Origin of the sequence: Nostoc spongiaeforme FACHB-130 (assembly GCF_014698475.1) — a bacterium.
Taxonomy (GTDB): Bacteria; Cyanobacteriota; Cyanobacteriia; order Cyanobacteriales; family Nostocaceae; genus Nostoc_B; species Nostoc_B spongiaeforme.
Genome location: NZ_JACJTB010000008.1, coordinates 85262 through 106111, shown reverse-complemented (window position 1 = coordinate 106111; position 20850 = coordinate 85262). Strand labels below are relative to the sequence as shown.

The 20850-nt window shown below is 39.1% G+C and carries 12 protein-coding genes; 1 reads left to right on the top strand and 11 read right to left on the bottom strand.

The window, feature by feature from the left end:
- Positions 1-14: 14 nt before the first annotated feature.
- The 7 genes from H6G74_RS09475 to H6G74_RS09445 all read right to left on the bottom strand — a co-directional run bounded on the left by H6G74_RS09475 (position 15) and on the right by H6G74_RS09445 (position 13311).
- Positions 15-1565, bottom strand: a complete 1551-nt coding sequence (locus tag H6G74_RS09475) for an HlyD family efflux transporter periplasmic adaptor subunit (RefSeq protein WP_190967422.1) — start codon at positions 1563-1565, stop codon at positions 15-17.
- Positions 1566-1936: 371 nt separating this feature from the next.
- Entirely contained in the window at positions 1937-4999 is a 3063-nt protein-coding gene (locus H6G74_RS09470) for a peptidase domain-containing ABC transporter (RefSeq protein WP_190967421.1), read from the bottom strand.
- Positions 5000-5191: 192 nt separating this feature from the next.
- The gene (locus tag H6G74_RS09465) at positions 5192-5356 is read right to left on the bottom strand and encodes a hypothetical protein (protein ID WP_190967420.1); all 165 of its coding nucleotides are present in this window, start codon (positions 5354-5356) and stop codon (positions 5192-5194) included.
- 15 nt (positions 5357-5371) lie between these two features.
- On the bottom strand, positions 5372-5971 hold the full coding sequence (locus tag H6G74_RS09460) for a helix-turn-helix domain-containing protein (RefSeq protein ID WP_190967419.1): 600 nt from the start codon (positions 5969-5971) through the stop codon (positions 5372-5374).
- Positions 5972-6912: 941 nt separating this feature from the next.
- Positions 6913-7647, bottom strand: coding sequence for a peptidylprolyl isomerase (locus H6G74_RS09455; RefSeq protein ID WP_190967418.1), 735 nt, complete (start codon positions 7645-7647; stop codon positions 6913-6915).
- A gap of 979 nt (positions 7648-8626) precedes the next feature.
- The gene (locus H6G74_RS09450) at positions 8627-9082 is read right to left on the bottom strand and encodes a HetP family heterocyst commitment protein (RefSeq protein WP_190967417.1); all 456 of its coding nucleotides are present in this window, start codon (positions 9080-9082) and stop codon (positions 8627-8629) included.
- Between the two features lie 1202 nt (positions 9083-10284).
- A complete protein-coding gene (locus H6G74_RS09445; protein ID WP_190967416.1) occupies positions 10285-13311 on the bottom strand; it encodes a cysteine peptidase family C39 domain-containing protein in 3027 nt (1008 codons plus the stop codon).
- A gap of 1199 nt (positions 13312-14510) precedes the next feature.
- On the opposite strand from H6G74_RS09445, the gene H6G74_RS09440 reads away from it, so the two are divergent.
- Positions 14511-15908: an AAA-like domain-containing protein gene (locus tag H6G74_RS09440; protein WP_190967415.1), complete on the top strand. Its 1398-nt coding sequence runs from the start codon at positions 14511-14513 to the stop codon at positions 15906-15908.
- A 174-nt stretch (positions 15909-16082) separates the two neighbouring features.
- On the opposite strand, the gene H6G74_RS09435 is transcribed toward H6G74_RS09440, so the two are convergent.
- The 4 genes from H6G74_RS09435 to H6G74_RS09420 all read right to left on the bottom strand — a co-directional run bounded on the left by H6G74_RS09435 (position 16083) and on the right by H6G74_RS09420 (position 20838).
- Positions 16083-16778, bottom strand: coding sequence for an SAM-dependent methyltransferase (locus H6G74_RS09435; RefSeq protein ID WP_190967414.1), 696 nt, complete (start codon positions 16776-16778; stop codon positions 16083-16085).
- A 129-nt stretch (positions 16779-16907) separates the two neighbouring features.
- On the bottom strand, positions 16908-18005 hold the full coding sequence (locus H6G74_RS09430) for an iron-containing redox enzyme family protein (protein ID WP_190967413.1): 1098 nt from the start codon (positions 18003-18005) through the stop codon (positions 16908-16910).
- A 171-nt stretch (positions 18006-18176) separates the two neighbouring features.
- Positions 18177-18743 carry a Uma2 family endonuclease gene (locus H6G74_RS09425; protein ID WP_190967412.1) on the bottom strand — a complete coding sequence of 189 codons (567 nt, stop codon included), beginning with the start codon at positions 18741-18743 and terminating at the stop codon, positions 18177-18179.
- A gap of 256 nt (positions 18744-18999) precedes the next feature.
- Complete coding sequence (locus tag H6G74_RS09420) at positions 19000-20838, bottom strand: peptidoglycan D,D-transpeptidase FtsI family protein (protein ID WP_190967411.1); 1839 nt, start codon at positions 20836-20838, stop codon at positions 19000-19002.
- Between the last annotated feature and the right edge of the window lie 12 nt (positions 20839-20850).

Sequence of the window (20850 nt, the reverse complement as noted above, 5' to 3'; positions counted from 1 at the left end):
AGTAGCCATAATCATTACAGTTCTAATCCGCCTTTTTGCAATTTCTTAAATGGATCTAAGATAAAGTCGATGATGCGACGCTGACGAATAATTACTTCAGCATTTGCTGTTTGACCTGGTGTTAAAACAATGCGTTTATCACCAGCTTGGATATAGGTTTTATCTAAAACAATATCCAATTCATAGGTTTCGATAGTGGCTTTGCCTTCGCTATCGGTTTGGACTTTCGAGCTTGGCGAAATCCAATGAACGCGCCCTTGGACAACTCCATAATCTTGGAAGGGATAGGCATCAAATTTGACTTTGACAGGCATACCAACTTTCAAGAAGCCACTTTGTTGACTGGGCATTTGGGCTTTGATAATTAACTCACTATTCTTAGGTGCAATTTGGGCGACGATTTGTCCCGCTTCGACTACGGGTCCTGGTTTGGTGACAGGTAATTCAAAGATTGTGCCATCAATTGGCGATCGCACTACACGCTGCTGTAATTGCAGTTTGAGTGAGGTAATCTGACTCTTGGTTTGGGCAATTTCCGATTGCAGGGTAGTGATTTGATTCTGCATATCTTTGAGTTGTTCTTGGCTTTTCAGCAACGCCAGTCTCCCGGCTTGCACTACGCTTTGATAGCTACTGCGTTGTTCTTTTAGGCGCAGTTTAGCTTGCTGAATATCTGCCCAAGCTTGACTCATGATGGATTGATAACGACTAACTTCCTCCTGTAAGCTTAATTCTGATTGTGTGAGTTCGGCGCTGGCTTGTTCTCGCAAGCGTTGACTTTCTTCGGCAATTTTTTCTAATTCCACTACTTTAACTTGCGCGATCGCACCTTCGTTTAAAAGTTGACGATAGCGATCAACTTCTGCTACATCTCGATTAAAACGACTGTGAGCTAATTTTTGGTCAATCTGTGTGGAATTAATTTTCTGTCTAGCCTGTTCAACAGTGGCGAGTTTTTCTAGTCTTTGCAGGTTATAACTACTGATTTTGGCATCGAGATTTTGTTGTGCTTGGTTAACTTGGGCAACTTTTTCTAAGGCTTGGGCTTGGTTTTGTTGTTCTTGAATATTAATCGCCAGCATCAGTTGATTTTTGAGTAATTCCAACTGTGATAGCCGAGTATTTAACCCTTCTAACTTCGTTTGTGTTTGTTGCAAATCTGTTTGCAACACATCGGAATCTAACTGCATCAAAACCTGTCCAGCTTTCACCGTCGCGCCTTCTTGAACATTGACGGCTTTGACTGCACCTGTAACCGGAACACCCAATTTTTGCGTTGCACCTTTTGGTTCTAAACGCCCTCTAGCAGAGCCTGTTTCGTCTACTTTGGCGAGCATTGTCCAAGGGATAACAATGGCTGCAAAAGCCACTAGCAAGTACAGCATTGAACGTGTCCAAAGCTTGGGTAAAGCATCTAGAAGTTCTTCTGTACCGTAATACCAATCATTAATTTCAGTTGTCTGGATTGATTTATCAACAACTACATCAGAATCATCAAACTGACGAAGTTCATTCTGCTTTGGTTGAGTAAGTATGGATGAGAAATCGGGATAAGAATTTGGCATAGGTAATTCAACAGTTTACTGTTCATGTGCAAATTTCCCAGATGCTCAATTTGTTTTAACGCCGTGTGCAACTTTATCTCAAACCTAACCCCCAACCCCTTCCTTACAAGGGAAGGGGAGCAAGATTCAAAGCCTCTCTCCGTGTCGGGGAGAGGTTTAGAGAGGGGTTTCAAAGGTAAGTTACACATCGTATGATTTTGGACTTATGAAGGTCAGGAATTACTTCGATTGGGTGTAAGGATATAGGGGTGCGGGGTGTAGGAAAAGAGTACTAATTTCTAACTATGTCATGGTCGTTTTTATTCTTTCCCTTATACCCCTAAACCCTTACAGACTTAATGATCAGTCTTTCACTGAACACGAAATAAGTTCTATATTTGCGCCAGTTGTTGCTGGTTGAGATAAAAATAATGACCTTTTCTGGCAATTAATTCGTCGTGAGTGCCACTTTCAACTAATAAACCACGATCCAATACCAGAATTAAGTCTGCGTGACGCACGGTGGACAGGCGATGAGCAATGATTAAACTTGTGCGTCCTTTGAGGATGGTTGTCAGGTTATTTTGAATGATGCGTTCAGATTCAGCGTCGAGGTGACTGGTGGCTTCATCTAATAATAATAAACGCGGATTGCCGAGTAAAGCACGAGCGATCGCAATTCTTTGGCGCTGTCCACCAGATAACATTCCGCCACCTTCACCAATTTGAGTTTCGTAACCCATTGGTAACTGTTTAATGAAGTCATCTGCACCTGCTAAACGCGCCGCTTGGATAATTTCTTCTAAGTTAGCTTCGGGGTGAGCAATGCTGATATTTTCGCGGATTGTCCCGCCGAATAAAAAGGTGTCTTGGTCAACAACCCCAATTTGAGAACGCAGCGATCGCAAAGATATACTAGTCACATCGTGAGCGTCAATTAAAACTTTACCATCTGTCGGCGGATATAACCCCAAAATTAATTTTGATAAGGTAGTTTTGCCCGAACCACTCCGCCCTACTACAGCCACGGTTTGTTGGGGTTTAATTTCAAAACTGAGATTTTCTAAGACATTAATATCACTATCTGGATGATAGCGAAAAGTGACATTTTCAAACTTAATATGTCCTTGCAATCTTGGTAAAGTCTGCCGGGTATGGTGTTGTAAATCTTCTTCTGGTTCGGCTTCTAAAACATCATTAATACGCTCAGTTGCAATCATCACTTCCTGGACTTGATTCCACAACACCACTAATCTTTGGAAAGGGCGAATAATATTACCCAAAAGCATGTTAAAAGCCACTAGTTGCCCGATTGTCAGTTGATGTTGAATTACCAAAGATGCCCCAAACCACAATAAACCTGTACTGACAACTGTTTCAATTGTGGCACTGAAAATTTGCAATTGATTGCCGACAATTTGCCCGCTAAATGTCTTTTTAATCAAATTATTCAACAATTCTTCCCAATGCCAACGAACTGTTTGCTCAATAGACATCGACCGAATTGAACGAATCCCCGTGAGAGATTGAATTAAATAACTGTTTTCGTTGGCAGTGGCGGTAAATACTTCACGGCTAATTCGTCTTAAAAATGGTGTAGCCACCAGCGCCAACAACATAAACGGTGGGACAATACATAAGCTGAGTAAAGCCATTGATGGGCTGTACCAAAACATCAACCCGACATAAATAAATACTGTCAGTAAATCTAAAGTGATTGATAAAGCTTCTCCAGTCAAAAAACGCTGAATTTTTTGATTTTCTTGGACGCGAGAAACAATATCACCAACGTAACGCGATTCAAAAAATGCCAGAGGTAAACGAAATGTATGTTTGATAAAACCTACCAATAAAGATAAGCTTATCCGATTGGCTGTGTGATCTAAAAGATATTGTCGCAGTCCATTAATAGCGACGCGGAATAATCCGAAAATCAGCAACCCTAAACCCACAGCATTTAATGTCAGGTTGCTTCCTTGAACAATGACTCTATCTAAAAGTAGTTGTGTAAATAAAGGTGTCACTAATCCAAATACTTGAATAAATACCGAAGCAATGAACACTTCTAACAGCACTCGCCAATGGGGTTTAACTAAATCAAAAAACTGCCAAAATTGCAGATTTTCTTCTTCAGTTTCTTTGAGTAAGGTTGTGGGTTGGAGTAATAAGGCGTAACCAGTCCACCCAGCTTTAAATTCGCCGACTGTCAGATTGCGTTGCCCAATTGCCGGATCACCAATAATTACCCTTTTTTTGGTAATTTCATAGACTACAACATAATGTTTACCTTCCCAATGAGCGATCGCAGGTAGAGTTTGTTGTGCTAATTTATCCAAACTCGCTTTCACCGGACGAGTCGCAAAACCCACACTCTCAGCCGCCGCCGTCAAACCTCTCAGGGAAGCACCACCACGACTCACATTCGCTAACTCTCGCAGTCGATTAATACTTAAACGCTTACCCCAATAGCGACTCACCATCACCAAGCAAGCTGCACCACAATCTGCGGCACTTTGTTGTTCAAAAAAGGGATATCGCTTCGTCAACCTTCCCCACACATGAGTTGCCCGCACCGTCGGGTTAGGAAAATAAGCTTGACGCAGCTTCTTGGGCTTCGGCGGTGATAGGGACTGAGAAATTCCTTCTCCCCTGCCCCCTACCTCCTGTTGCCTCCTGCCTTCTTCTTCTCTCCTGCCCCCTGCACCCTGCCTCCTGCCTTCTTCCCCCGCCAAATCAGCCAACTGCGGCCAATGTGCCACAGCCGTTTGCCAATCAGCATTATGTAGACTATAGACAATGGTTGGTTGTATAGCTTGCCAACTGCCTTCTTGGGGATATATATAGATATTGCCGGATGTTAATATTCGTCCGTCAGCGTGGAGTAATTTGCCACGACGCAATAGCCAAAGTCTAGTATCTTGAAATAATTTGGCTGGAGGTGCGCCAGCATCTAAATTGTGTCGCCGGAAGAGAGATAAAGCCTGAAGCATCTCTTCTACAGAGCCATTGAGGGTGATGGGCGCACTTTGGCAACATAATAAAAGTAAATTCCAAAGTTCTGCTCTTTTTTGCAGGCGATCGCTCATACTAGGATATTGCTGCATCATCGCCTGCAACAGTGCTTCCGGTAAATAGCCCAATTTGAGGTTAACAGAAGCCCTCGCCACGTAAGAACGAAACTCTTCTTCGGGAAACAAAGTTGATTCGCCAAATGCACTCCCTGTTGTCAGGGTAGTAATTAAGTTATTGGCATTATCCAACAGTCTCACTTTCCCGGCGACAATCATATAAATCCCCGGATTTGCCGTTGTTGCTTGCCAAAATTGTTTAGCAACAGGCGGTTCGACAATTTGCACTTCTGTCAAGCATCTTTCCATATCTTGACTTGATAATGTCTCGCCCAAAGTATGAGTAATTTGTTGCGTTAACTGTTCTTGAGAAAATCCTAATGGCATTTACTAATCTCCAGAAATTAATAGCAAGTCGTATTTGTAGAGACGTTATATACAACGTCTCTGCTGTGGGTGAAACAAGGGAATAGGAATGCTATTTCTGAAAGCAACTTAGTATAGATAACAAACTAGCCTCCAGCTCCAATGCGGTTCAAATCAGAAAACTAAATCACAACCAAATCCATAAATAATGACTCAACAAAAAATGAAAAAATAATTTTGGAGGGGGTTTGGGGGACGGTTGCGTCCCCCAATCGGGGGCGTGGGGGAGCCACTGCGTTGGGCGGCTTTGCCGACTTGAAGCATGTGGCGTGGAGAATCCCCCAAATCTTGCTCTTGGTCTAATAGATAGACCTTCATCACCTTAAATGAACCTTATTGATTCGTCTGCATTAAATTAAATGACCAAGGAAAAGTCGGCTCACTGTGAGTTTGTAGGTCACTAATGGTAATACTGTTATCTTTTGTTTCTTCTATTTTTTGTTGATTGGAACTTTTAGGTTTAGTCGAAAGTCCCATTTGTTTGAGTAGACGATTAACATGGCGATCGCTAATCGAAATACCCAATTCATTTGCTAAATGTTTGCTTAACCATTGGGCTGTCCAATAAGTAAATGCGTAGCCATAATCACGCGGGCTATGACTGACTAATTCTTTCAATCTGTCGATATATTGAGCATTGACAATTTTTGGTCTCCCAATTGGTCGCTCATTCCATTTATGTGCTAAACCTGCTTCTGCTATGCCAATCCAGTAACGTGCCATTTCTTGAGAACAACCTACAATCTCACATATTTGAGTTTGAGATTTACCCATATCCGCCAGCAACATAATTTCAATTCTGCGGAGATATTCTGGCTGTAAGTTACTTTGCAAGTTTTTCAACAAAGCCTTTCTTTGAAAAGGTGTCAAAAATTTACTATCTTGCGGATCGTAATTTTCCAAACCTTGGTATTGGCTAGAATAGTTTGACATAATTACTACCAGTTATTGTTGACAGTTGTGTGTTTGATATGAAGTCAGAATTTGTCAATGATGAAGAGATAAATGTACTCTTGAAAACCTGTTGATTTTAAAGACTGACTTCTGACTGATAAAAAATGAAAACTTTTAGCCGACGTTAAATGTTTACCCCTTGATATTGGCGAATAATCAGGGGAACTTTTCATATTGCATTTGTTGGGACAATTTAGGGTTTTGTCTGAATAGCTGCTACTAGAATCATCAAATTACAAGTATTTCTAGTAGTAAGTATTCTACCTGTAGAGAAAAATTGTGTTAAAAACTGCGCTCCCAAATTGTGAGCGCAGAGCATTGAGCAGTAGTAGTTTATAAACTTGACAAAATATTTAGCCAGCATAGCTGTTGTTTGCCTCAATGAACAGCAGTTTCTGGTAAACACCTAAATACAATAAACTATGAACTAGTAAGACTAAATACTTTGGCAAACTTTCCTATAGTTTGGTGTAACGCTGGTATTAGTTTCACAAAATTGCTTGATGAGTATAGGAAAGTAAGCTAGAAGAGAAATTTTGCCGAAAACCTGTAGTTCCTCACTTTGTTAAGTTAGCCTAACTGTTATTCTTTTAAGAATTTTTCTAAATATAGTCAATAGGTTTTATGAAAAAAAGGTGAACTTAATGAAAAAAATATATTTTCTTTATCAAAAATTTAATAATTAGATTTATGTCAAATAAAATAACCAATATTCAGGACAAAAAGTACATTAAAAAATATGGCAGTGTTTAATATATCTCAGTAATGAATATACTTATCTAAAAAGTTGCGGACTTTTAGAAATTACACATAAAAATACTATAACTATCTCTATGAGAAAAATTCATATCTTTTGGTACAAGGTTGGGTGTAACGCAGTGAAACCCAACATCTTCAGGATTTTGTTGGGTTACGCTAAGTCATTTGGTATTAAGAATATATTGCAGTTCTGTATTCAGCCAATGGAGAAACATTTTATTCATAATCTCTTGATATCTTTCTTTGGTTAATTCAGCCGAGATAAGTTCTTCAACCAAAAAAAGATGATAACCTTGCTCGGTTTTGTAAGGTAATGTTACATGTTGTGGTGCTGCTCGAAATACAACAGTGGCTATATCTGGTTGGAGCGCAAAACGATTAACTATACCTTCATATCCACATTTACGCCGACGATGAATATCAATATCATAAATTTTGGCGGCATGATAAAAACTAATTTCACCATCTTCGATTTGATAGTATAGCTCTTGTGCTAATGTTTCTGAGTCAATGATCATTTGATACAAAATAACTTGCTCAAATTCGGCGCGATTTTGCTGAAAAAAATGCTCTACTTCATCTGCAAATAATACTTGTGCGAGTTTGTGAGATAATAAGCGATCGCAAATTCCCCTTTCCCAATCTTCAGGCGTAATTAATTGATCAGCTAACCATTCCAGTGTATCGGCGGCTCTTTCTAAATGTCTTTCCCGGCGCTGCTTTTCTGCTTCTGTTTCAATTTCTGACGGTGTGACAGTAATATCTCTAGCTTCGGCTGCTTGCCGGATAATTTTGTGAAATAAAATCTGTTGATATACTTCCTTCAACCTCATTTCTTTTTTGAGGAATTGCATCACTTCCTCTGATTCAAGCAAAATTTTTGACAAATCACTCATTGGTATTAGTACAACTTAAAAACATACCAGCTTACATAAAAAACTGGAAGCTATTTGGGCTTTTAGCTTCCAGCCAATAATGTATCCATTATGTGTTATTACAGCAGAGATTATCCTGTTTGGTAGAACTAGGATTTAGAGCATCAAAACAAAAGTGTAGTAGTTATATGCTCTCTCATTTACAACAACTGTTAACTGTTAGGTTGTCTATTTCTCTAACTACAAAAGTATGGAAGGCTCTACTAAGTTTCCTCCACCATAGAGAAACTGACTAGAGGGCATTAAAAGTAAAAGTTGCGGAAATCCAACTTTTTAACTTATTGATGCTCAGGCTTCCTGAGAAACAAAACCACCAATAGCAACAGTTTAATTGTCTGTCTTGGTTTCAGAGTTATGTACTCTTTGGGATACTGACTGCTTCAGCAAAAACAATCAGTTAAATGTATTTCATAGTCAGATATTCAATGATTTTATCATTGTTGATGAGCTTATTGACTCATCTGCTCTATGTATAATTTAAATGATATTGAGAGTTAAAATTTGCCATTTTGGCACATTTTGGTAGAAACTTTTATCCCTAATTGCTCTCTTTATACCAAGGCTAAATTAGACTTTCCATACTCTAGAAGCCTGAATCTATGACAACAAAACCCACCTTGGAAAATTGTCTCAAAGATGGGTTAGTTAATTGAAAACAGTATAATTAAAGTGATAATTTTACATAAATTTCAATAATTAATATCATCAAGTTATTTGCTGTTTGTCAAAGTTTCACATTTAGGACTTACGCATAAAGATTGTCTGTTAAGAATGGGTATAAGGGTATGAGGGTTGAAGAGTGTATGAACACCTACCTCCTGACACCCCTATACCCCTTCATCCTTCCCCAGAACTTTAATTTTTCGTCTTATTGCGTAACTCTTAGGCTTATAAGGTGGGCAACTAACTGAAAGCGGGAATGAAAATACCCACCCTACACCTAAAATCTAAAATCCAAAATATTATTAGCACTACTCAATTTTAAGGAAAATTCTTGAGTGTTATCGCTATTTGATGCGGACGTTTGGGATTGATATTCTGGCATTTCTTGGGCTAACCATTGCTCCATATTACCCCCACGAATTTCAGTTTTTTGCTTACCTACTACCTCAAGGTAAGTTAAGTCTTTAATTTTGCCCAAGCAATGAGTTGCTACAGATTTCTCCGCAGATGATACTTCTTGTTGTTGCGTTCTATTTGGGGAAGAATTTTCTTTGAGCAATCTGTTATAAGTGCGATAAGGAATGTAATGTAATGGGTTGTAACCAGCCACACGTAGCATTAACACACATGCCCAAGAATACTTACCAGCTAGAATTGCTTCTACTATTTGGTCAAATTGTTGGGGATTGATACCTTTATTAAAGTTACTGACGCTAGTTATGTTGTGATTCATAGTGTTAATTGCACTGGGGAATTAGGTGGTACAGGTAGTCAATAATTAATCAATAGTTGTTGTAGTTGTATGTTGTAACAACTACCCTCTAATATTTATGTTTAGTTTTAGTTAAAAACCTGTGGAGAATGACTAAATAGAGCCGTGAAAGCTGCTTCATTCTTTGTACTGAGGTTAGAACTGCATGTGTTCTGATGATGATGTCCATGAGCTTGACCTTGGAGTAGAAAGTTAACTGTATTTCATTTAGTAGTTAGTTACTTTTCAACCTTTGGTAATGTCATTTTAATGACTATAAAAGTCTGGTTTGGCTCTTGGTAGACGCAGTTTTTTCTCTGTTTGGCTTCTCAATACTTAGTTTAATCTACTGCCCTGATAATTTTACCGTATAATCTTTCGCTTTAGTTTTTCTAGCAAAATTTGGTGAGAAGGCTATAGTTTTCCCTGAGAACATCAACGGTATTTAGCAAAAAAATTAATAGCTACTTTAGTATTTATACTACGTTTTTTTCTAAATGTCATCTTCTCAATTAAAACTTTACCAGTAAAAAATACGGAATTTTTTTGATGTCTCCATTTGTATGATCTGAGTTTTAGTATTGTCACGGATTCGCTGTTTACTGAGGGGTTTGACCCCTCATTTATTGTTCATGAGAAACTTTTCTTTGGTTCAAATTCATATAGAAATTTACCATTAACTTGTCTAATAAACAATCACTAAATATCGTAATTTCTATAGCAATATCAAAAACAAAGTAATTTTATGTATTTGGCGTTGTTAAAAATATTTTTAACAAAATATAAATTTCATCCGGGAATTATGAATAGGAATTATGTACCACAATTGTCTGTAGGGATTGGTGTAGGGGTATGGGGCAGTACAATTAGTCTGGAGCTATACAAACAAAGCTTGCCTAGCCTATTGTGCTTGCGCTGCGCTTGGCGCACCACGCGGGTTCAAAACCATTGATTTGATGTGAATCCGCGTAGGCGGACTTGGTTTTTATAGCCCAATACAGTTCAGTGAAGGCAACAACTTAGACTGGTGTAGGTTGGGTGGAAGAACGGAACCCAACGTTCACGCATACTTTGTTGGGTTACGCTATCGCTACACCCAACCTACTATTCTCTTAACTACGTTCAAATCTTCTCGTTGCGTCACACACCCTACAAAAAAATATGCCAGTTGTGTAAGTCCTAAATTAATCAAGACCTTTGGTTACCATCAAATTTTGATGGGTGCCTTGTTCAACTAACATACCTTGGTCGAGAACTAGGATATGGTCGGTGTGGCGCAGACTAGAAAGCCGATGGGAGATGATAAAGGTAGTGTGGTGCTGGCTCAAATGAGCTAATTTTTGGTACAAACAACGCTCCGATTCAGAGTCGAGACTGCTAGTAGCTTCGTCTAGAATTAAAATTTTGGGGTTACTAATTAAAGCACGAGCGATCGCAATTTTTTGTTTTTGACCACCAGACAGCCGCAAACCTCTTTCCCCGACTGGGGTGTTGTAGCCTAAAGGTAGTTCGCGGATGAAACTGTGAGCTTCGGCTAATTTGGCGGCGGCGATCGCTTGTTCAGGATGCAAATCTGGATTATACAGAGTAATATTCTCTAAAATCGTGCCGGAAAACAAAAAGTTATCCTGTGGGACAAAACCTATTTGACTGCGTAACGATTGCGGCGATACCGTACTAATATCGATGCCATCAATTAAAATCCGCCCACTTTCGGGACGATATAAACCAGCCAGTAAATTGACTAAAGTGCTTTTACCGCCACCACTCTGACCAATTATCCCGATAGTTTGTCCTGGTTTGACGCGAAAAGAGACATTTTGCAAAGTATGACGCTGGTCATCAGGATGATAGCGGAAAAATACATTCTCAAACTGCACTTCACCGCGAATTGTCGGCATTACCTGTAAAGGTTTTTGGGAATTTTCTTCTGGCTGAAAATCTAAGACATCGTTAACTCGCTCTACGGCTGTGAATACTGTGGGTAATTCATCCCATAACTCTACCAACGCCAACACAGGATGAATCACATTACTCATCAGCATATTGAACGCCACTAATTTACCCAGTGACATATCCCCAGTGATGACTAGTTGCAACCCACACCATAAAACAACTGTTGTTGCAATGTGACTAACTAAATTCCGCAACATTTGTAAGACATTGGCTAACTTCTGTCCCCGTAACCGCGCCTTGAGCATTTTCAGTAACCGCTTTTGCCAATATGTCTGCACTGAAGCTTCGGCGGCGGCGGTTTTGACTGTGACAATTCCCATGATGATTTCCCCTGTGGCAGAATTTTGGCTGGCGGATGTTTGCCAAACTTCCCGCGATACCTGCTTGAGGAATGAACTTGCGCCCACAGTCAACATCACAACGGGGACAATTCCACTGACAACTAATAAAGTTAGTCGCAAATTGAGATTAGCCATCACCCCAAAATAGACAAAAATCATCACCGCATCAATTGGGCTAGTAATAGCGCGACGGGTAAAGAACTGTTGAATTTTGCGATTTTCGGGAATGCGGCTGAGAATGTCTTCGACTTGGCGGGTGGTAAAAAACTGTAATGGTAGCTGTAAGGTATGTTTGACGAAATCACCAATTAAATTAACATCGATGCGACTGGCAAAATAATCGAGCAGATATTGTCGCTGTGCATTTAAAACAATACCCCAGACACCCAAGCATAAAAAGCCGAGTACAAAAGCATTTAATGTGGAAAAGTTTTTCAGTAATAGTATTTGATCGAGAACAACTTGGGTTAGTAAGGGAGTCGCTAACCCAAATACTTGCATGACCAGAGAAACCAGAATAATGTATTGAATAAGTTGGCGATCGCGCTGTAATGTCTGCCAATAACGATGTAAGGAAAGTTTCTCGCTGTTGCGGCTGTGAAAGTTGGCTGTTGGATCTAATAAAAGTGCGTATCCTGTCCAATTTGCTTCAAAGTCTTGGCGCGACAGCCATTTTTGTCCCTTCGCTGGGTCAGCAATTAAAATGCGATCGCCTTGAATTTGCCAAACCACTATATAATGATTGCCTTGCCAATGAGCAATCCAAGGACTAGTTTGCGACTCTAGCTTAGTTAAACTCGCCCGCACTTGTAACGTTGTGTAACCCAAGGTTTGAGCGGCTGTGGCTAAACCTGCTAAAGATGCGCCTGTACAGTCTATGGCTGCTAAGTTGCGTAAAGTATTGAGGCGGAAGCGTTTACCCCAATATTGGCTAATCATTGCTAAACAAGCCGCACCACAATCTGATGAACTTTGTTGCAAAATCAAGGGATATTTCCGCCGTGGTTTAGCTTTTGGCTGTTGGGGAAAATCAATTTCTGCGACTGGGGTAATTTCTGCTTGGGAAGATTCCGGTTTGGGAAGGGGAATTTGGGTGATTGCGGAATGATCAATAACTGCAACTTTTGGTTGTAGATTTTGACTAGTAAATACTTGGGCTGATTCCCACTGTTCAATCGGTAGCTGGTACACTAACAAATCTGTCTCCGCAATTGCATCGGGAGATGTCACATCAGGATATCCCCAGCTATCACCAACTAAGAGTGAAGTTGTTCCTCCGGCTAACCAAAAACGTCCTGTATTGGCTGGTGTGGCTGTATTTAAAGATGCGCCAGCCGGAATTTTGTGAGTAATTATATAAGGTAAGAATTGCCGTAAACTTGCACTGTTGAGCGATCGCAATTCTGTATAACTTTTAAAGAAAATTAGTGCTTGACGCTCTACTGCTAACTTTTGCCAGTGCTTTTCGAGATTTGGTAAGCGTTGCAACCACAGTTGTAAATCGGCAATTGTAATTTGGGCTACAAAACCCGGACTAGCACCGATGGCACGGTATGATAAAGGGCGATCGCAAAACAAATGATCTGCGCCAAATGTCTGTTCTGCTAATAATAACTGTGGAGAAACTTCCCTTCCCAAAGTCTCATCAAAACTCAATAAACGCACTCTACCTTGACATACCAAGTAAAAAAAATCGCTGTTATCTGTTGTAGCTGTATTCTCAGTGTATCTAGTTAAATTATCACCTAGTTGAAACTCCTGAATTGTCCACAACGGCATCAATTCTGCTGCTAAATCTGTATCCCCATGCACTAAGTTCAAAAGTTTAATAATGATGGCTGCTAAAATATTAGATTGCTTTTGTTTACTAATTTTTAGTTCTTCCTGAACTTTGAACGAAGAAGCGGGGTTCATGATTTATTTGCTGTTCTTTGTGGATGTTTTTAATGTTTTATGATGTGATTTTATGATAAATATTATGTAAATAAATGATGATTTTTCGGCTAGATATAGCAGATTATCAATCATTAGTGTAGCAATATTTTGCCTTTGATTAATTTTTAGTTGATTTTCAACATAGGCTATTTGCTATTAGTAATTGAGCAGATACAAGTGAAAATTATTGTGATTTATTCCCGAAATATGTCAGCGATTATTCAATTTTTCCTGAGTGTTACTTACATTTTCTGTTAATTTGTGCAACACCCGGAAAATAAAATGACATTCTCTAAAGCTCAGATTTGTGCAGGAAACACAGTACTGTCCAAGACAGGAATATTAAGTCAGCTACAGTTTTTGAAATGTAACTAAAGTTACTGTTTTTTTTGGCGATCGCTTGTTTATGCACCATATCGCTGATTCCGATGCTTTGATGAGTGGAGTTGCTTAGAATACATCAACTTCATCAGAGCGATCGCATCATTAATCAATAGCATTGATAAAATCTAGTGTGATTACTTAAAGCATTTATTATGATGTTAGTATGTTGTAAGTTGATTTAGAGGATTGATTCAAAAAAATCAAACGTTAACATAGACCAGTAAATAGAAAGCTCAAAATATCACACAAACGGATGAATTAGAGTAGAATATCAGTGAAGTCACTTAAAATAACAAAATTTGGGGCTGAATAAAGCCTGAAATAGCTGAAAAGTCAGAATTTACAGTACTTTAGACATTTTAGGTTGACTAAATTACTCATTGTTTCTGAACCGAAGCTTTCGAGCTTATTCTGCAACAAATTTCATTCGCTGAAATAACAATCTGTTAAGTCACAGTCAGCGACTTCATAATTTCGTAATATTTTTTACGGGTATTTTCAGTAAAATTACAGTATTCAAATTCCTTTTTTTATACAATTCTTTTGTTGGTGGTTTCTACAGTTGTTAAAACTTGAAATTCGGAACGTTTGACGCTGTTTAAATTCTTGGAGTAGTTGGATCATCAGATTCTACACAAAACTTCTTGCAAAAGTTGTAATTTGCGTGCTTCTATTCAGATTTTTGCGCTTATCCTCCGGGAAAGCCCACAGGAGAATGCACGAAGCAAAAAAGTATTGATGTAAGAAGATGAAAGTAGATTTTGTGTCCACAAAAAGTTGTTGGAACAAAGCCTATGCAAGTGAAACAAACTAAAAGCAAGAGAAGACGAGGCGTTATACTAACTCCTACTGGACTACAACGTTTGCAAGAAGCGATTGTGTCTTGGGAGATGGCTAGGAAAAAAGGCGATCGCCTAACTCTACAGGAACTCAGCACACAGATGAATATCTCGACAAAAACTCTCAGTCGGTTGTGGTCTTTGAGTAAAGCTGTAGATCAAAAAACTCTCAAACTATGTTTTAGTGCATTTAACCTCAAATTAAATGAAGCAGATTACACTGTTTCGAGTGTAGAGAATGAAAGCGAAATCTTGGAATTTCTGCCTAGAAATTCCTATCCAAAACTAGAACAATCGCCCCGATTCTCGACTTACGAAATCGAAAGTCGTTGGTCTTATCCCGATGGCCCTGTAGCGTTAGACTCGTCCTTATATATCGAGCGTCCACCTATAGAAAAACTAGCTTATCGAGAAATTACTCGACCAGGCTGCGTAATTCGGATTCGCTCTCCCAGACAGATGGGAAAAACTTCTTTAGTACTACGTATTTTAGCCTTTGCCCAAGGACAAGGATATCACACTGTTAATATCAACTGTTATCAAATCGATGATTCTTGTTTAACCAATTTAAACAAGCTTTTGCGTTGTCTTTGTTGGCAAATTGCTCAACAATTAGACATTGAGCCTAACCTAGATGAAATGTGGAATGAAGAAGTTGGTTATAAGTTAGTTTGTAGTTTTTACTTGCAAAAATATCTTTTTAAACAGATAAATAATCCCATATTGCTGGTTTTAAGTGATATTGATCGCTTTTTTGAATATCCTCACATTGCTCAGGAATTTTTCGCTTTATTGTGTTCTTGGTGTGAAGAAGCCAGACAAAATTATAGTTGGCAGAAATTAAGATTAGTAGTGGTATACTCCACGGAACAATATATCTCTTTAGATATTAACCGTTCACCATTTAATATCGGACTGCCTTTATATCTAAGCGAATTTACACAGTCACAAGTAGAAGAATTAGCGAATAAATACGAGTTAAACTGGAGAGTCGGTCAAGAATCTGCGGAATTAATGTCTTTGGTTGGGGGTCATCCAGCCTTAATTCAACTAGCCTTATTTCATCTTGTTTCTGGCAAGATGACTCTTAAAGAATTGATTCAAGAAGCAATAGTTAATGGTGGTATCTACCGCCATCACTTGTGGCGACACTGGTTAAAATTGCAAGCCTATCCTCATCTGATCAAGATATATGCTGAACTTGTCGAAGCCAAAGTTGGTCTAGTGATTGATCCTGTGGATGCTTATAAGCTCGAAAATCTAGGATTGATTTGTTTTGATGGCGATCGCATCTTACCGCGATGCAAACTCTACTGTGCTTACTTTCAAAAACAACTATCTGTTCTTGTCTAATACTTTTTTGATATCAAACTTCTGCAATCAATTCTTACCTAGTTACCATCTCATTGAGCAAGTATCAACTCTGTGAAATCAATTTTCACAGCACTTTAAATTCCTAAACAACAATAACATTTACCAAGTGGTGCGTTAGGCTGAAGTCATAACACACCATTGTCTATTACCAATCTATAAACTTGTCATCACTTGAGTTAATTCATTAACTAAATCAATATTTGATACCTGGGATTTTTTAAATAGCACTCCAGCCAAGAAATAATAATCTCCAGAGTAAAATGCCTTATGATTTTTCTTTAATTCTTCTATATGTTTTTTTACTTTTGGTTCAGAACTATAATAACCAAACTGTAACGGCAAAACCACAAATTTATTTACACTATAACCATTTTCTTGGGCTGTTTTAATAGTACTAATAGGATTGGAATAGCTAGAAATTAAAACCAAAACATTTTCATAATCTAAAGATAACAACTCATTGGTAATCGCTGCTCCATCTATACCGCCAAATAATAACGGCATATAGATATCATCATCTGGAGCAGGTAGGTATGGTGGATTAGCTACAAGATAATTGGCTTGAGGTTTATCAGCATCAAATAAACAAGAATTATGAATAACATATTTACTAGTCAGATTATATTCATCTATGGTTAAGTTTGCCGCTTTCCAAGCAGATTTATTCAGTTCATAGCCTTGAATTAATCCCTCAAACTTATTTCGCAGTAGTGAGTTGATTACTGGGCTGCCATCACCAGAACCAAATTCCACAATCGAGGTCGGATTTTGGCAATCTCTCATCACAAAATTTTCTAAGCAGTTGGAATAGAAATTAGATTCTTCTGGGCAGAAAAATATGTCTTTCATTTGATGGTAATACTTCCTGAAAGTAGAGTTTTGATTTGTATAAGGTCATATCGAATTGCGCTGTAATGAGTAATTTGTCAATACAGCAGAATCAAGTTAGCAAAAAAATGCTATTTTTTGCTTGGTAAGTTATTTTGTAGGTAAAGTTGCTTGTTCGGCTACACGAATAGATTTGACAACAGCACCAGCAGCGCGATCGCTCATAAGTTTCTCTTGGTCGTATCCTAGTAATAATTCCCAAGCATCATGAGGATACTGCTCGGCTAAAGGTAAAGCTACACTATCTAACATCCATTGGCCGTGGCGTTCATCTTCACGGATATGCAGTTCCCAATAACCCATTGCTGCATCTGAAAGTTTCAATCTTTGTGCTGCTGTTAAATAATTTTTGTAAGCTGCTGGCCCTGCTACTTCAAAATAAGTTAACGCGCCACTGTAACGGAGGAAATAACGTTTGCGTTCGGTGGTTAAAAAGTTTTGATTCGCGCAAGCTAACACTTCCCAAGGTACTAAATCAAAGTAACCTTCTGGTTCGGTATTCATCTCAAACTCGGCTAACATTTGGGCAAAAAATGTTGAATGCTTGCGAGATAACCGCCCATTGCCGTATTCTTCTAAAAACACTCGCACCAAAGTACATTGCACTTCGTTGGCTGTACCGCCTAAAATCCGCGATAAACGACTACCTTCTACTAAACCATCAAATGAAGCGATCGCCAGTAAATGACGATAGCCAATTTCACTCATTTGTTCACGAATGTAGCGACTTTCTGGTGATAATGGCGGATTTAAATCAGCCGTAGTGCGTGCAATTAATGCTTGTTTGACATCTAATTTTTGTAATGCTGGCACATCAATTTGCGCTAATTCCCAAGCTTGCCAAGCAAGTTCAATTTGATTACGGCAACAACTTAAATAAAGCGATCGCTCATTTGTATAATGGCGTAAATCGTCATACCAAAATAACTTCAAGCGATTAATCCAATATAAAATTCTTTGCAGAAATAAATGAGCGCGATGATCCTCACTACCATTTTGATAAGCTGCTACAATTGCCGCAAAAAGCGTTTGTTCAAATTCTCTAACTTTCGGTGATACTTGATGTAATTGATTATCTAAATCATCTATTGTTAGTAATTCTAAAAATATCTGTTCGGCTTGGTAATAATCTTTAGCTATCTTAGCTTCAGTCTGGAAGTTAGGTAATGTCAATAAATTGCTTTGCATGGAATCTTAGATAACTTTGCTCAAGAGTGAAAATATTTCCATCTCTAATATCTAAAGTTCCACAGTTTAGCTTTCTTAACCTCTTTCGTGAGTTATAAAGAAATATTAACTCTAGAGACACATAACTACAGCCAGAGATAGGTAACAGGTGATAGATTGGCCAGTGAAAATCTAAAAAAATCGGGCAACTTGGCAGGCAAAACCTGGTAATAGTGGCGATGTAATTTCATCTGCTGCCAGAAATGTACCTATCAACTTAAGAAACCCTTCATCCCGACGATAGACTTCAATTTGCTGGAGTCGCCAATTAACAATCCAATATTCCAAAACACCTTTTAGGGAATATAAACGTAGTTTTAATTCTTGATCACGACGCTCATTTTGGCTACCCAAAGATAACACTTCTATTACTAAGTCAGGTGCAGCAATAAAATGTCCAGATTCGTCAACAATGTCATTGAGACGTTCTTTCTTCACCCACACAACATCAGGAGTTACATCATCTACATCAGAAAAAACTACCCCTGGATTGATAATTGGTTCTCCAATATCAGTTTCTTCCGACCAATTTAATAACCGTGAATGAATTTTGCCAATGGTGCGTTGATGTCCCAAGTGTGGAGCGCGAGTCACAAACAATTCTCCATCTAAAATTTCGTAACGTTTCCATTCATTCTCAGGAAACAGTTGCAAATCGGCGCTTGTCCAACGCACTGGATTGAAGTTGGTTTGAGTCATTGGTTTGTTTGCTACCACCGCAATAGGGTGAGAGAAAAAAGGTGTGGGGAGTGTGGGAAGTGTGGGGAGTATGGAGGGTAATTTTTTGGATACTTATACCAAATTGAACAATGATTGCGACAAATGGATTGCTCAAAAGCTTACCAGTAGAAACTTTTTCAATCCAAAATCTAAAATCTAAAATCCAAAATGGTATTAGCTAGAAATCCCACACAAAATTTCGTTCACCCACCGCAATACTACCATTGTAAAACTCTCATCTTGGTGTTTCGGCTGGAGAATTGAACTGTTCTGGTGGTAGGTGTTCTAGGGGAATTAGGGTTTCCATCACTGATTTGACAATTGGGGCAGCGACAGTAGAACCGTAGGCGCTTTCACCCTTTGGTTCATCGACAATGGCCAAAATTACATAACGGGGAGATTCCACAGGCAAAACTGCGACAAAGCTGGTGATTCTTGCACCAGGGATATAGCCACCATTCGGACTAGCTTTTTGGGCTGTACCTGTTTTACCACCAATGCGATATCCAGAAATTTTAGAAGGTCTACCAGTACCTTCAGAAACAACTGTTTCCATCATTTCCACAACTTGCTGAGTGGTTTTCGCGGAAAAAATTTGTCTTGGTGCAGGAAGCGTGGGTGAATAGTGCATTTTGCCACTGCTATCAACCAGTCCACGGACTACATGGGGTGTGACTAATTTACCGCCATTAGCTAAAGCGCCGTGCAGTTGTACTAGTTGGAGAGGAGTGAGCGAAAAACCTTGTCCAAAGGAGGCGGTTGCTGGTTCAATGGGTGAGGCAATAAATCTTGGTTGAGTTTTCAGCGAACCGCTAACTCCAAAAGGCAAATCAGTTTCTAATGGTTGCCCTAAGCCTAGACGTTCTAACCAAGTGTAGTAGATTGAGGGGCGCATTTTTTGGATGATTTGCACCATCCCGATGTTGCTGGAATTTTGCAGAATTTGAGCAATATTAATTCGCCCATAAGCATTATTTTGAGCATTTTTAATTACACGGTCAGCGACTCTAATCGAGCCTGGGTCATTAAAAGTATCATTGGGTTGAATGACACCATTTTCTAATGCGATCGCTACATTTAATGGTTTGAATGTTGAACCTGGTTCGTAAAGATCCGCTACTGTCCAGTTTTTAAATAAGTCAATTTTCGCTTTACCATAGTCATTGGGGTCATAAGTCGGCTGAGACACCAGTGCGAGTAAAGAACCATCCAACGCATCCATGACAATGACAGCCCCACGTTTAGCGCGGTACTTGTCTACCTGGGCTTTTAGCGCCAAGCGAGCCGCCCTTTGTAAGCGTGTATCAATGGTGAGTTGCAATTTCAAATCATCCGCATGGAGAAAGCCCTCCGGTGCATCATCTGGCTTTAATTCACCTCTTCCAGACTGCATTAACCGTACCTTCTGCACAGAACGTTCTAGCAGTTTTTCTTGACTATATTCCACACCAGCTTGACCACGACGTTCCAAATCTACGTAGCCCACCACATCAGATGTGACATCAGCTTGCGGATATAAGCGTGAGTATTTGGAAATGAATTCTAAGCCATTTAAACGCAGAGCAATCGCGCGAGCGGCTACTTCTTCGGGTAGTGCCGGCATCAAGATAATTCCACTTTTGCGACTTTGAAAAGTTTTCACTAACTCCGCCGGATCTTTAGCAATAATTGGTGCTAATTTCTGGGCGATTTCTTCATTGGACTTATCAAAAAGTTTAGGATGGGCATAAACAGTATATACAGGGCGGTCAACTGCCAAAACATTATTATTGCGATCAATTACCAACCGACGCGGCATAAACGGCCGCAAACTCACAATTTGTTGATTGCGTGCCTTCTGGGTGAGTTTTTTGCCTTGGAGAATTTGTAAATTATATAAGTTAAAAGCTAAACCTAATGCTGAGAATATTAAAATAGCCCAGACAATTAACAGCCTGACTTTGCTACTTTGTACAGGTTCTGGAATGTTGGAAGTGAATTTCCCCATTAACCTTTGTCGGGAAACTTTCTGCCGCCCTGTAACTGCTTGGTTGCGAGAATTTCTAAATTTTAATCTACTGGATGACTTCTGCATCGGCTTCGTCCT

Bases quoted from the DNA above. Each gene is read 5' to 3' on its own strand.
- H6G74_RS09475 (WP_190967422.1), bottom strand. From the start codon at position 1,565: ATGCCAAATTCTTATCCCGATTTCTCATCCATACTTACTCAACCAAAG.
- H6G74_RS09470 (WP_190967421.1), bottom strand. From the start codon at position 4,999: ATGCCATTAGGATTTTCTCAAGAACAGTTAACGCAACAAATTACTCAT.
- H6G74_RS09465 (WP_190967420.1), bottom strand. From the start codon at position 5,356: ATGAAGGTCTATCTATTAGACCAAGAGCAAGATTTGGGGGATTCTCCA.
- H6G74_RS09460 (WP_190967419.1), bottom strand. From the start codon at position 5,971: ATGTCAAACTATTCTAGCCAATACCAAGGTTTGGAAAATTACGATCCG.
- H6G74_RS09455 (WP_190967418.1), bottom strand. From the start codon at position 7,647: ATGAGTGATTTGTCAAAAATTTTGCTTGAATCAGAGGAAGTGATGCAA.
- H6G74_RS09450 (WP_190967417.1), bottom strand. From the start codon at position 9,082: ATGAATCACAACATAACTAGCGTCAGTAACTTTAATAAAGGTATCAAT.
- H6G74_RS09445 (WP_190967416.1), bottom strand. From the start codon at position 13,311: ATGAACCCCGCTTCTTCGTTCAAAGTTCAGGAAGAACTAAAAATTAGT.
- H6G74_RS09440 (WP_190967415.1), top strand. From the start codon at position 14,511: ATGCAAGTGAAACAAACTAAAAGCAAGAGAAGACGAGGCGTTATACTA.
- H6G74_RS09435 (WP_190967414.1), bottom strand. From the start codon at position 16,778: ATGAAAGACATATTTTTCTGCCCAGAAGAATCTAATTTCTATTCCAAC.
- H6G74_RS09430 (WP_190967413.1), bottom strand. From the start codon at position 18,005: ATGCAAAGCAATTTATTGACATTACCTAACTTCCAGACTGAAGCTAAG.
- H6G74_RS09425 (WP_190967412.1), bottom strand. From the start codon at position 18,743: ATGACTCAAACCAACTTCAATCCAGTGCGTTGGACAAGCGCCGATTTG.
- H6G74_RS09420 (WP_190967411.1), bottom strand. From the start codon at position 20,838: ATGCAGAAGTCATCCAGTAGATTAAAATTTAGAAATTCTCGCAACCAA.